A 12,181-nucleotide genomic window follows, 5' to 3' on the forward strand; every position below is an offset into this window, starting at 1 on the left:
CCCATGTTCCACCTTACTGCGCGCGTTGCTTGGCATGACTCCCGCTGGAACGGGACCGTCTGCCGCCAGCCATCCTGCAACTCGTTCTGCGCCGCACTCGACCGCATCCGCGAGGAGCGCGATGATGCCCGCGAGGACGCACTGGCAGGGAAGCGATGGAGCACTCTGGAGCCGGACGATCTGCCCGCTTGCAAGGCCGAGTCGGGCGCGTTCATGAATGAAGAGGAGTGGTCGCGGCACTTCGTTCATCCCTACGCCGGCATCAAGAAGGCCGAGGAGACGCACGGCCACCTCAAGCCGACGCTGGTCAGGGTCCCGTCCTACGCCACGTTCGTGGTGCCGTTCGCGTGGATGCTCCGTAGCGAGCAGAAAGCAATTGACGAGCGGCTTCCGACACCGCTCCCGCCCGACGAGGAGTCCCCGTTTGCGAGTCCTTGGGTCTTCGGCCGCGAACGGCAGGAGGCGATCCTTAAGCTGTTCTCCAGCAGGCTCACGCCGGATCGGTCGCTGGTGTTCTTCTACTGCAAAGAGGGCCAGCCGCTCGGCGACACCATCTCGCGGCTCGTGATGGGCGTCGGAAAGATCGCCACGCTCGCCCCGCCGAAGGCCTACGACGTCACGAAGAAGAAGCCAACGCACCTCATGTGGGATCTGCTCATTCGGCACACGATCCGACCGCACGGAGAAGACGGCTTCCTGCTCCCGTACCACGACTACCTCGAGCCGACAGGCGACGCCGCTGAAGACGCACGGCGTGAACGGCTCCTGCGGGAAATCGCAGTGTCCGCCGACCCGGCGCACGTCCGCGTCTTCTCCTACGCCGCGGAGCTGGCGCCCGCCGACATCGCGCTATCTACGCTGGTCCGATGCCTCGAATCGGTGCGCAAGATTCGAGAGCATGGGATCGCGAAAGGGCCGTGGGAGCGCCGCGAGGAGTGGCTCAACCAGCAGATCGCGCAGGCATGGCAAGACCGAGGGCCGTTCCCTGGACTCGGCCCCGCCCTTGAGGCACTCGGGATGCGACTCGGCACAGCCCTTGCGCTGGAATTGCGGTCGTCGGAAATGGTCAAGGCCGACGCCGACCCGTGGCCGACCGTGGATGCGATCCTCCGAGGGAAACAGAAGCCGCCGCAGCCGGCCTATGCGAACGATCTGGAGGCGATCCGAGAGACGTGGACAAGCCTCCCTGACGAGCGCCGCGCTCTGCTCAAGCTGCTGTCGCGGTTCGCGCTCACGTCGGCGCAGGCGCTTCGCTGGTTCGACCCGAAGGAGAGAACCAAGGGCACGGCCGCGAAGGTGAGCGACGAGGAGATCCTCGCGAACCCGTATCGGATGAGCGAAGTGGACCTCGGCGACTGGAACGATTCGCCGGTGTCCGTGGGGCTCATTGATCGCGGCTTGCTCCCTGACGCGACCATTGCAGCAAAGCACCCAGTCCCGGAACCCTCGAAGGTGGGCTCGCCGAACGACGCGCGACGTCTTCGCGCCGCACTGGTCGCGGTGCTGCGTGAAGCTTCGGAGAACGGCGATGCGCTCCTGAGCGTTTCGGAGGCGCTGCAACGGATCGGCTCGCTGGACCTTGCCCACCCTTGCGTAATCGGTTCGGACTGGCCGAGCACGAACCGCAGCACACTGTCCTGCGTTATAGAACTCGTGGATGTCGCCGGCACCGGCGCTACATCGACCGCTGCGCTGCAGCTCACGGAGCTGAAGGGACGTGAAGATCGACTCCGCTCGGTCCTGGGCAAGCGCGCCGCCAAGCCTGCTGCCCCCGTGAAGGCCGATTGGCAGAAGCTGCTCGTTGCCGCTATCTCGGAGGCAGGCGGCAAGTTTGACAAGTCGAATGAGCTGCATCGCCAGGCAATTGAGGAACAGGCAGTTGCCCTCGCACGCCTACTGTCACGACGACTGAGCGTTCTCGTCGGCCGGGCCGGCACGGGCAAGACGTCGGTCATGGGCGCGTTGATGCTGTCCGAGGCACTCACGAAGGACGGCATCCTTCTTCTCGCGCCGACCGGGAAGGCGCGCGTGCGTCTTGGCAAGGCGACGAACGCCGAGGCGATGACCGTCGCACAGTTTCTCCACCGGCTCGGTCGGTACGACGGCGCTCGACAGCGGCCGAAGTTCGACGGCAGGGACAAATATCGGAAGGAGAGAACCGTCGTCATCGACGAGTGTTCGATGCTGACGATGGACGATCTCGTCGCAGTGCTGGAGGCGCTCGACCTCGCCCACGTGCAGAGACTCATCCTGGTGGGCGATCCGAACCAGCTTCCACCAATTGGCGTGGGCCGCCCGTTCGCCGACCTCGTCTCGTATCTCGAAACCACCGATGAGCAGAGCGATGACGATTCGCCCCTGGGGCACGCCCTCGCTCGGCTCACCGTCGAGGTGCGCGCAGCCGCTGCGGCCTCCGCAGCGTCGGACGCGCTGCGCCTGGCGTCATGGTTCACGCGCGAGCAGCAGCCCGTCGATGCGGATCGCGTTCTCAGCGATCTCGAGCTCGGCGAGAAATTCAACGACCTCGAGATCGTGTTCTGGAAGACGCCCGACGAGCTGCACTCGCAACTGCTCCAGTCCTTTCAGAAACACCTCGGGCTGAAGAATGGCAGCGACGTAGCGGGCTTCGACACTTCGCTCGGGCTCGATGATCGCGGCTGGGTGCCGTTCGATGCGCCGGAGGGCTCCGAGCGGTGGCAGATCCTGTCCCCGGTACGCATGCACCCGCACGGCGTGCGCGACATCAACCGGTGGGTACAGCGACGCTTCCGGGCCAAGGAGCTCGAGAGTGCGTCGGAAGTGTGGGGCCTCAGCCTTGGCGACGAGAGCATCGTCCGTAAGGATAAGGTCATCCAGATCTCGAACCAGTGGCGCAACGCCTACGATGGGAAGGCATCCGACGAGCACTACCTCGCCAATGGTGAGGTAGGACTGGTCGCGACCGCCAAGCACCCCTGGATGAACGTCGTCTTCGCGGGGCGACCTGGACTCAGCTTCGGCTACAGCAAGCGGGACTTTCCAGGTGGGGTGGGCCCCTTAGAGCTGGCCTACGCACTCACGGTGCACAAGTCGCAGGGCAGCGAGTTCAAGAAGGTATTCGTCGTCGTCCCGAAAAACTGTAGGCTGCTATCGCGCGAGCTCATCTACACCGCGCTGACGCGCTCGCGTGAGCAGCTCGTCCTCTTGATCGAGGGCGACGACGCCACGGTGCTCTTCGAGCTCACGCGACCGGAGCGCTCGGAGACGGCGCGCCGGAACACGAACATCTTTCATGGCGTTATCCGCGCCGCTGACGACACTGTGCCCTTCGCGGAGCACCTCATCCATCGAACCGAGAAGGGCCACCTGGTCCGCAGCAAGTCAGAGCTGGTCATCGCCAACATGCTGTTCCAGCTCGGCATCCCTTACGAGTACGAGCGCGTCTGCGAAGGCACCACGGCGCCGGGACGACTTCGCCCCGACTTTTCGTTCGTGACGGCCGACGGTGACCTAATCATCTGGGAGCACCTCGGGATGCTGAGTCGGCCTGACTACAAACGGGGCTGGGACTGGAAGCGCGAGTGGTATGTGCGCAATGGCTTCGTTGAGGGCAAGACCTTGTTCATTTCGACCGAGGATGCCCAGAACGGGTTGGACTCAGTGCGGTTGAGGGAGACGGCAGACGCCATCAAGACTCTCATCGAGTAACCCACTTCTAACGTCCGGTTCGCGGCCGACATCAGAGTCGGCACGTTTTGCATCGCTGCGGCGCGAAATGAGCGAAATCAGCGAAATGAGAAGCCCGACAAGCACTTGCGGGCAATCCCGCGCGGCGAAGTGAGCGAAATGAGGTTCCCCCGCTACGCGTACGCGAGCTGGTACACCCGCGTGGGAGTGCCTGGCGCATCGGCGGGGCGCTCGACCCACTGCACCGTGATCTTGGGCGGCGTGCTGGCCAACAGGTGCTCCAGACTGGCGTCGATCCGCGCCTTGGGCACCTTGCCCCGAAAGCACTCCGCGCTGATCTGGCTGCGCGTGGCCTGAACGCGCTCGCGCAGGAAGGCCAGCACGCGGTTCGACAATTCCAGCACCTGCGCCAGCTTCGCTTCCTCGGCGGCGCTGACGAACACGAAGCGTACGGACGCCGTGGCGTGCCGAATCCATGCCATCGCGGCGTCGATGTGCTGGGCGTCGATCCGGGTTTGCAGATCGGTCAGCGCCATCAGCATGGCCAGACGGAGCAGCATCGGGGCGCGGCGCTCCAGCAGCGCGCCGACGACGCCGTCGCCGAAATCGTCGTTCAGTTCGCCCCGGTAGAGCTGGGCGTAGCGCCATTGCGCCTGCGGCGAGAGCTCCATCCGCAGATGGTCGCGCTGGTCGTGCCGATTGGCACGAACGAAGGCCAACACCTCAAGCGTCCTGCGCGCCAGATGCTCCACCACCGCCTGCGGCGTCTCCTTCGGGAACGGCAGCATCCGCGTGCGTTCGGCCCAGATCATCAGGAAGCGGTTGGCGAAGCCGTTGGTGAGTTCGCGAGCGCTCATCAGGACCGTCAATTCGCTGGGCGAGATCGCGCCGCTCAAGCAGACGTGCGGGTGGCTGGCGTAAAGTCGATTCGACTTGGTGGCGGGCTTGAGATCGACGCCATCCCAACAATCGCGCAGCGCCGCCGACAGCGTGTTGCCGTCGCGACGCCCCTGATGCAGCACGTTGGCGAACTCGGATTCGACCACCCACAGCCGCTTGTCCTCGATGGCAGGAACGTCCACGCGGCCTTGCCGGTAGCCGTCGTGCATCAATGCCACCAACCCTTCGCGGCTGGACAGGCCGCCGCGATGAATCTGCGGCGCGAAGCCTTCGTCCATCGCGCGCAGCGCCTGATCGATGCGCAGCACCAGCGACACCGCGTCGCCCTTGCGGCCACGGCCCGAGCGCCCGACGTGCAAGCAGAACAGCCGTGCGTGGTGCCAAGTGTTGCCGATGGGCAGGTACACGCCGCGTCCGACCGCACAGGACAGGTAGGCCATGAAGTTGGCGGCGATGGCGCAGGCGTTGGTCTCTGTGCCGTCGCTGCCCGCGCGAGCCACGTCGCCGATCAGGCCGTAGAGGCAAGCCGGGCCGGCCTCGGGCGCGTTGCGGTGCGCGACCATCGTCGCACCGTCGCCGTCATCGGCGTCGTCGAACGGTGATGCTGCGTGCGATGGCGAAATGGCATCGACGATCCGACGCATTCTTCATTTGCCGTCCAGCGCCACGGTCTGGATGATGTTCTCGAACTCGGCCAGCACGTCGGGCTGTCGCTGCGACAGGAAACGGAACACCGCCTTGTTGTCGATCAGCTTGCCGAGGTAGCCGCGCGCCAGCACGAGTAGCAGCACGTCCTGACCGTAGGATTTTTCGACCAGCTTCAGTTGCCCTTGGATGTTTCCCATCTCGCGCTCCATCTTCACCATCTGTTCCGCTGTGACGCCGGATAGCTTCCGGGGCCGCTTCTCGCTGACCAGCAGGTGCGGCGGCGTGGCTGCGAGCAGGGCTTCGGCGTAGGCGACCGTCATGTTGTTGGCAGTGAGCATCAATTCCACGCACTCGACCTGCCGGGTCGGTTTGAGTTTGCGCAGCACCGAACCGAGGTTGGCGGAGAAGTGCTGATCCTTCAGCATCTCGACCGCCTCCGGGCAGATGCCTTCGAGCAGGCTCACCTTCTTGTGGATCTGGCTGATGTCCACGTTCAGCGCCTTGGCCAGCCGCTCGGGCGAAACGCCACGCTCGACCGCTCGCCGAAGCATGTGGTGCTCCTGAATGGACGAGATGCGGTTGATCCGGTTGTTGTAGGTATAGCTTTCGTCGTCGGTAGCGATCAGGCACGGTGCGTCGACGTAGCCGAGCTGCCGCAGCGCCAGCAGGCGCATGTGCCCGTCGAGCAGGATGTGCTGGCCGGTGGCCTTATCGGCCTTGCCCACGCTCAAGGGTTCGATCAGTCCGACTGCTTCCATCGAGGCCATGATCTGCTTGAACTTTCGCGAGGTATTCAAGCCCTCCGGCGTCTTGCGCGACGGCAGAATCCGATCCAGCGCAAGCGTGATCGGTTCTGGGATGAACCCAAGCGGCGGGCGGCTCATGCCGCGTGGCCTCCAGACCAGACGCGCTCGGCCAGTTGCTTGGGCAAGGTGTCCAGGCCTTCGGCGCGAAGTAGGTTGGAGAAGTGCTCGTCGGCCAGCAACTGACGCAGCGCCTCGATCACGAACAGCAGGCGCTGCTGGGTGAATTCGGCCTTCTTGACCATCAGCTTCTGCCGCTCGACCTCGTGCTGGTAGTTGCGCACGAGGCTGGACGTGGTGACGGACGCGCCCTTGCGCGCTGGCCGATGGGCCAGCGTTTTGCCCAGGGTGCTGCGCCGCTGAAGTACGCGCCGCGCCTGCATCAGTTGCCCGCCGCGCAACTGGCCGCTTTCGTAGGCGTCCTGCAACGCGGCCTGCACCGCTTCTTCGTCGCTTGCGCCCGCGATGGTGATGGCGACATTGAGTGGAACCCTTCCGGCCTCGACGGCGGCCAGCAGGCGTTCCTCGCTCTTTTCGAAGAGGAGCAGGATGCCTTTGATGTAGTCGAGGCTCAGGCCGGTTTTCTGGGCGATGACGCGCTTGTCGTAGCCCTGCTGGCTCAGCTGCTCGATGCTCATCAGCAGTTCCAGCGCACTGTATTTCCTGCGGGCGATGTTCTCGGTCAGGCTCATGATGAAGGCGTCTTCGTTGTTGACCCGCACCACCAGTGCCGGAATCTCTTTCTCGCCGAGCGACTTGAACGCCTTGAGCCGTCCTTCACCGCAGATCAGCAGGTAGCGTTTTCCGTCTTCGAGATCGTCGCGCGGCGTGACCGTGACTGGCTTCTTCAGGCCGACGTTCTTGATGTTGCCGACGATCTCTTCGAACACGCGGCCGTTGCGGTCGCGTGGGTTGAGCACCGCTATCTGATCGACCGGGATCATTTGCAGCTCGGAAGCGTGGTGCATTTTGCTCATGCGACTCTCCTCAGACGGCTGCGCTCGGCCATGCCGTAGAGGTAGTCCAGGCTGTCGAAGCGGTAGCTCTCGAATTCGAGGCCGTTGTGATCGGCCAGGTGGATGCGCGGCTGGCCGAAGTCCAGACGCGGCAGCAGGTAGTAATCCAATGCCGACTGATTGCTGTCATCCAGACGCACGGCGACCGTGATGTCCGGTGTGAGGCTGGTGTCGAAGCGCACCTTCCAGCGGCGGCGACCGTTGTCGAGCAGTTGGCAGCGTGACAGCACCAGCGAGACGGTGAACTCGCGGTTGACCGTGAGCAGGTCGGTCGCCGGATCGCGCATGACCGCGCCGCCGACCTCGGCGATCATCCGCTCGGTTTGGCCGACGATCTCCGGGTGGAGGCGGCGCAGGAACTGGTTGACCTCCAGATACTGGTAGTCCCGATCCGGCGTGAAGCCCACCGTCTGGTAGGCGCGGATCAGGCTGCCGAAGCGGTGCGCGTAGGCCGCTGCCGACGGCATCCCCTCGGCCTCGTCGATGATCAGGCCGGACAGGTAGCCGTGCTGCTGGAAGAGCCGCCGCAGTTTCTCGATCAGCTCCTCGTCGCTGAAGCGGTGGGCGCGCTCCCGCAGGATGCCTTGCGCCGTGTAGAACAGGTCAGGCGGCACGATGCCCTCGAACGCGCCTTCTTTCTTGATCCACATCTCCGGGCGGTTCACCACGCGCACCTTCTTGAGCTTGAAGGAACGCCGGTTGTAGACGTTGTTGCCGATGTATTTCTCGTTGGACAACACCTCGCGCACCGTGGCCCGCGTCCAGTCGCGCCCGAGGTCGGTCCGGATGCCGCGGGTATTGAGCCGGTCGGCGATCTCGGATTCGAACAGGCCGTCCTCGACGAACCAGCGGTAGATCTGGTTCACGACCGCCACTTCCTCGTCCGGCCCCGGCATCAGGATCACGCGGTCGGTTTGCAGGCTCTTGTGCTCACCACGGGAAAGCTGCCCCTTCACCGAGCCGGACTGGTCGATCAGCACGCGCCGCAGACCGTAGCCTGCGGGCCCGCCTTGGCGGAAGCCGAGTTCGATCAGGCGGCACTGCCCGGCGAACACCTTGGCCGAGAGCTCGCGGCTGTATTCGCCCGCCATTGCACGCTTGACGCCTTTGACGATGGTGGACACCGGCGAGCCGTCGTTCTCGAACTGCTCGGCGCAGTAGGCGACTTGAATCCCGGCGCGGCGGCAGATGTATTCGTAGTAGGCGCTTTCGTCGGCGTCCTGGAATCGGCCCCAGCGGCTCACGTCGTAGACGAGGATGATCTGGAAGTCAGCCTTGCCCGCCTGGACGTCGCCGATCAGTTGCTGGAGCGCCTGCCGACCGTCGATGCGTAAACCACTCTTGCCCTCGTCGGCGTAGGTGCGGACGATCTCGATGTTGCGCCGGGCGGCGTACTCGCGGATTTTGTCGGCCTGGTTCTCCGTCGAGTATTGCTGGTGCTCGGTGGACATGCGCACGTACTGCGCGGCGCGGAACACCGACCCTGGCGGACTTGTAGGCGATTCGTTCGATTGCATAGACCCGATCACTTTGTGATTGACGTTTTCGGGTCTGCCGCTCCCTTCAATGGACGTGCCGCCGCCAAGCGGCGGCAACGCACACGGTTGGAATCGCTGCCATGCGAGATGTTCAAGAACCCGTTTGGAAGCAAAAATACGGGCAGGCGGCCGAGGTGTCGATCACGTCCTCTCTTGACACGTCCATCTTGCACGGACACGTCATGCAGACCGGCGTGATCTCGACAACCCACGAATCGCCGTTTCCCCTCAGCAATGCCGGATGCCGCGTGATGCGGTACAGGCCGCTTGGCAGATCGCACGCGTCCATCTTTGCAAGATCGCCGTTTCGGCCCTGATCTCGCGACCGCTGCTGCTCGCGGTTGCGCTGCGCGTACTCGGGCCGGGCGTCGCGGTAGTTTCGCCAGTAGTCCTGATTGCGCTGCGACCACGCTTGCTGAGCGGCGCGCTGGTTGATCCGGTAGTCGGGATCGGACTGGAGTTTGGCCCGCTGCCATTGGCGCTTGCGGGCGCGCTGGCAGTCGGGCGTGGAACAAAAGGATTGGTCGGGAACTTGCGGGCGGGGTTCGAAGGGCTTGCCGCAGCAGGTGCAGTGTCGGGTCATCGTCGGGTCTCCATGCAAATCCGCACGGAAGCCGCGACCGATCACCGTCGCCGGATGATCACGCGGGCGATCAGGCGCTCATGGGAGCGAGGCCGCGCGATTACTCATGGGCGACCACTTCCATATAGGGCCGCATCACGTTGGCGACCCGGCACACCTTGGCGTACCGCCACAGATCGTCCGCCGACGCCTTGCGCGCCCTCCAGGCATCTTTCAGCGCCTCCATCGCCACATCCAGGCCGATCTTGTTGCGGTGCTTGAAGCAGTCCACGACCGTCTTGGCCGCGCTGTAGACCCGCAGCGTCACGCCGTCGCGCAGGTGTTCCTCGATGCCTGCTGCGTGGGCATCGCCCGTCATCTGCGTCATCCTGATCGGCGGCCAATCGATACGGGGCGCGTGGCAGCCGCGCGGCATGGCGATCCAGACTTGGCGTGGCAGTTGGGTGGTCAGCCCGTGGAATTGCAGCGCCGTCAGCAGGCAGAACACGGCCTGCGGCGCCTTGGCCGCCACCACCATGAGGCCTTCGTGTTCCGAGATCGGATGGCCGGGTAGGCGATAGAGGCCGCGCCCGACCCTGTCCAGCAGGCCAGCGGCGATCAAGCGCGTCAGGACAACCCGGGGCGCGTCGATGGCGTCCAGATCGCTGGCGCGCAGCAATCCCTTCTGGCTGGTCAAATCGAGCACGCGCTGGCTGTGGGTGTCGGCGGGTATGGCCGTTTCGTGTTCCATATATTCTCCTAATGTAGCATTTTGGAGAAGAATAGGAACATATTGTGCTGCTGGATGCGGTGATTAGCTGCCCCATTCGCCGCACGCTACGCGGAGAATGACTTGTCTTTGCGGCGAATAGGGTGTTTAATCTCCGCATGGATAGCGGAGAAAAACTTTACATCTGGCAGGCCGACGACTGGCCGAAATGGCGCTACGACCTGGCCGCGCTGACCGGGCCGCTGACCGAGGTCAGCCGTGCCCAGGGCGTGCTGCTGGGTCGCCTGGCCGACGTGGGGTTGGCGCTGCGCGACCAGGCCAGCCTCGCCGCGCTGACGGAGGACGTGGTCAAGACCAGCGAAATCGAAGGCGAAGTGCTGAACGTGGAATCCGTGCGCTCGTCCATCGCCCGGCGTCTGGGCGTGGACATCGGCGCGGTCGCGCCGGTGGATCGGCACGTCGAAGGCGTCGTGGAGATGGTGCTCGATGCCACCTCGCGCAGCGCCGAACCGCTGACCGCCGAGCGCCTGTTCGGATGGCACGCGGCACTGTTCCCGACTGGCTACTCCGGCATGAGCAAGCTCACCGTGGGCCAGTGGCGCGACGATGCCGCCGGGCCGATGCAGGTGGTTTCCGGCCCGGTGGGGCGACGCAAGGTTCACTTCCAGGCACCGCCCGCCGATGCGCTGCCCGCCGAGACGGCGAAATTCCTGTCGTGGGCGAACGAGGAAACCGGCGAACCGGCGCTTATCAAGGCAGGCCTCGCGCATCTGTGGTTCGTGACGCTGCACCCCTTCGACGATGGCAACGGCCGCATCGCGCGCGCCGTGGGCGACCTGTTCCTCGCCCGCGCCGACGGCAGCCCGCAACGCTTCTACAGCCTGTCGGCGCAAATCCAGCGCGAGCGCAAGGACTACTACGACGTGCTCGAACGCACGCAGAAGGGCACGCTCGACGCCACCGGCTGGCTGTCGTGGTTCCTCGACACACTCGGGCGCGCCGTCACCAGCGCACAGTCCACCCTGGATGCCGTGCTGGTCAAAGCACGCTTCTGGCAACGCTGGGCGGGCATGTCGTTGAACGAGCGGCAGGTGAAACTGCTCAACCGCCTGCTCGACGGCTTCGAGGGCAAGCTCACGAGCAGCAAGTGGGCCGCCATCGCCAAGTGCTCGCCCGACACCGCGTTGCGCGACATCACGCAGTTGCTGGAATTGGGCGTGCTGAAAAAATCGCCCGGCGGCGGGCGCAGCACCGGCTACGAGCTCGCGGACTGAAGTGCATCGACGGGCATGCCCGCACCGCTGCGGCACGGACGCAGGTGATGCACCTCCCAGCGGAAGACTTCTTCGATGCTGAAACGGATGACGTCACCGTTCGCCATCCTGTAGAAAGGAATGCCGAGCCGCTGGCGTTCCTGATTCTGGTGAAGCCAGTGAGCGGGCAATCCAGTGATGTCGGCCACCTCCTTGGCGGAGTAGAAAATCTGATCGCGCCGACCGGGTCGCTGCTGCATCATCTGCTCGATGGCGTCTTCGCGCGCGGTGGGCGAGGATTCGGACAAGGCGCGTCCGGCGCTGGATCTCCACGTCACCTGCGCCTTGCGCTCGAAGGCCTCGACCTCCATCAGGAGGTAGCGGACAGACCTGCCGATGTGCCATGCGGGCGGGCCGATGCCCTCCGAACGCCAGCGTTGGAGCGTCTTGGGCGAGAGGTTCCACCTCGAGCACAGCTGCGTTTCGTTGAGAACCGGATACTTGATTGGCGGTTCATCCGGGCCGGTGTCGGCGCGGCGGGTAGTGGAGTCAGCCTTGGGTTTCATCATGCGCCTCCGTCAGGGCGGCCTCGGCCGCCGCAAGGCTGCCGTACTGCGCGATGAGCGCGAAGGCCTCGTTGAGGTAGTACCGCTTCGGCTCGGGCGCGGCTGGCACCTGAGGTTCGACGACGGGCGTCGCCGCCGTCAATGGCGGCAAGGCAGCGTCGTTGGGCATCCCCTGGCGGTTTGCCTGCTCATAGGCCACGATTTCAGCCACCGCGTAGCGGACGGCCTTGGAGAGCTTGAAGTACGGTGGGCCGCGCTCTTCGCTGCGCCAGCGTTGCAAGGTCTTGATGCTGATGTTCCAGCGCAAGGCAAGTTCGGTTTCGGTGAAGGCGGGTTCGGTCAACATGGCGCTCCTTTCGTCGTTCGTGCTGGGCATTACGGCGGCGAACGCGACGAAAGCCAAGTTGCAGGCCCAGAAGCGCCCGGCATTGGCGACGGCTGCGAGTGCCAATCGGCCTCTCTGAACTTCCGGTCGTGGGCATGCGCGGGGGCGCGGAAT

Annotated in this window: 10 protein-coding genes; 2 read left to right on the top strand and 8 right to left on the bottom strand. The window is 64.7% G+C overall.

The genetic code is table 11. The features are described 5' to 3' along the window. The first annotated feature begins 3 nt into the window (after nucleotides 1–3). The gene (locus KHN96_RS18400; RefSeq protein WP_115044143.1) at nucleotides 4–3,687 is read left to right on the top strand and encodes an AAA family ATPase; all 3,684 of its coding nucleotides are present in this window, start codon (nucleotides 4–6) and stop codon (nucleotides 3,685–3,687) included. Nucleotides 3,688–3,839: 152 nt separating this feature from the next. Here the strand turns inward: KHN96_RS18400 and KHN96_RS18405 are convergent, their stop codons facing one another. The 6 genes from KHN96_RS18405 to KHN96_RS18430 form a co-directional block, all read right to left on the bottom strand. Further along, entirely contained in the window at nucleotides 3,840–5,210 is a 1,371-nt protein-coding gene (locus KHN96_RS18405) for a YfjI family protein (RefSeq protein WP_244855904.1), read from the bottom strand. 3 nt (nucleotides 5,211–5,213) lie between these two features. Further along, entirely contained in the window at nucleotides 5,214–6,098 is an 885-nt protein-coding gene (locus tag KHN96_RS18410; protein ID WP_115044141.1) for a plasmid partitioning protein RepB C-terminal domain-containing protein, read from the bottom strand. Beyond that, on the bottom strand, nucleotides 6,095–6,994 hold the full coding sequence (locus KHN96_RS18415) for a plasmid partitioning protein RepB C-terminal domain-containing protein (RefSeq protein ID WP_115044139.1): 900 nt from the start codon (nucleotides 6,992–6,994) through the stop codon (nucleotides 6,095–6,097). Before KHN96_RS18415 ends, KHN96_RS18410 begins: the two co-directional genes overlap by 4 nt. Continuing rightward, nucleotides 6,991–8,550, bottom strand: a complete 1,560-nt coding sequence (locus tag KHN96_RS18420; protein ID WP_181817651.1) for a recombinase family protein — start codon at nucleotides 8,548–8,550, stop codon at nucleotides 6,991–6,993. The genes KHN96_RS18415 and KHN96_RS18420 overlap by 4 nt, the downstream gene beginning before the upstream one ends. Before the next feature lie 112 nt (nucleotides 8,551–8,662). Next, nucleotides 8,663–9,154, bottom strand: coding sequence for a hypothetical protein (locus KHN96_RS18425; protein WP_115044135.1), 492 nt, complete (start codon nucleotides 9,152–9,154; stop codon nucleotides 8,663–8,665). A gap of 100 nt (nucleotides 9,155–9,254) precedes the next feature. Then, nucleotides 9,255–9,884, bottom strand: coding sequence for a type IV toxin-antitoxin system AbiEi family antitoxin domain-containing protein (locus KHN96_RS18430; protein ID WP_285846417.1), 630 nt, complete (start codon nucleotides 9,882–9,884; stop codon nucleotides 9,255–9,257). A gap of 137 nt (nucleotides 9,885–10,021) precedes the next feature. On the opposite strand from KHN96_RS18430, the gene KHN96_RS18435 reads away from it, so the two are divergent. After that, entirely contained in the window at nucleotides 10,022–11,137 is a 1,116-nt protein-coding gene (locus KHN96_RS18435; RefSeq protein ID WP_115044133.1) for a Fic family protein, read from the top strand. On the opposite strand, the gene KHN96_RS22825 is transcribed toward KHN96_RS18435, so the two are convergent. Together KHN96_RS22825 and KHN96_RS18445 are read right to left on the bottom strand one after the other, a co-directional pair. Next, nucleotides 11,119–11,685 carry a helix-turn-helix transcriptional regulator gene (locus KHN96_RS22825; protein WP_235430215.1) on the bottom strand — a complete coding sequence of 189 codons (567 nt, stop codon included), beginning with the start codon at nucleotides 11,683–11,685 and terminating at the stop codon, nucleotides 11,119–11,121. The genes KHN96_RS18435 and KHN96_RS22825 overlap by 19 nt on opposite strands. Then, entirely contained in the window at nucleotides 11,666–12,133 is a 468-nt protein-coding gene (locus tag KHN96_RS18445) for a helix-turn-helix domain-containing protein (RefSeq protein WP_060784888.1), read from the bottom strand. The genes KHN96_RS22825 and KHN96_RS18445 overlap by 20 nt, the downstream gene beginning before the upstream one ends. Between the last annotated feature and the right edge of the window lie 48 nt (nucleotides 12,134–12,181).

The sequence above is a fragment of the Ralstonia mannitolilytica genome (assembly GCF_905397375.1).
Classification (GTDB): Bacteria; Pseudomonadota; Gammaproteobacteria; order Burkholderiales; family Burkholderiaceae; genus Ralstonia; species Ralstonia mannitolilytica.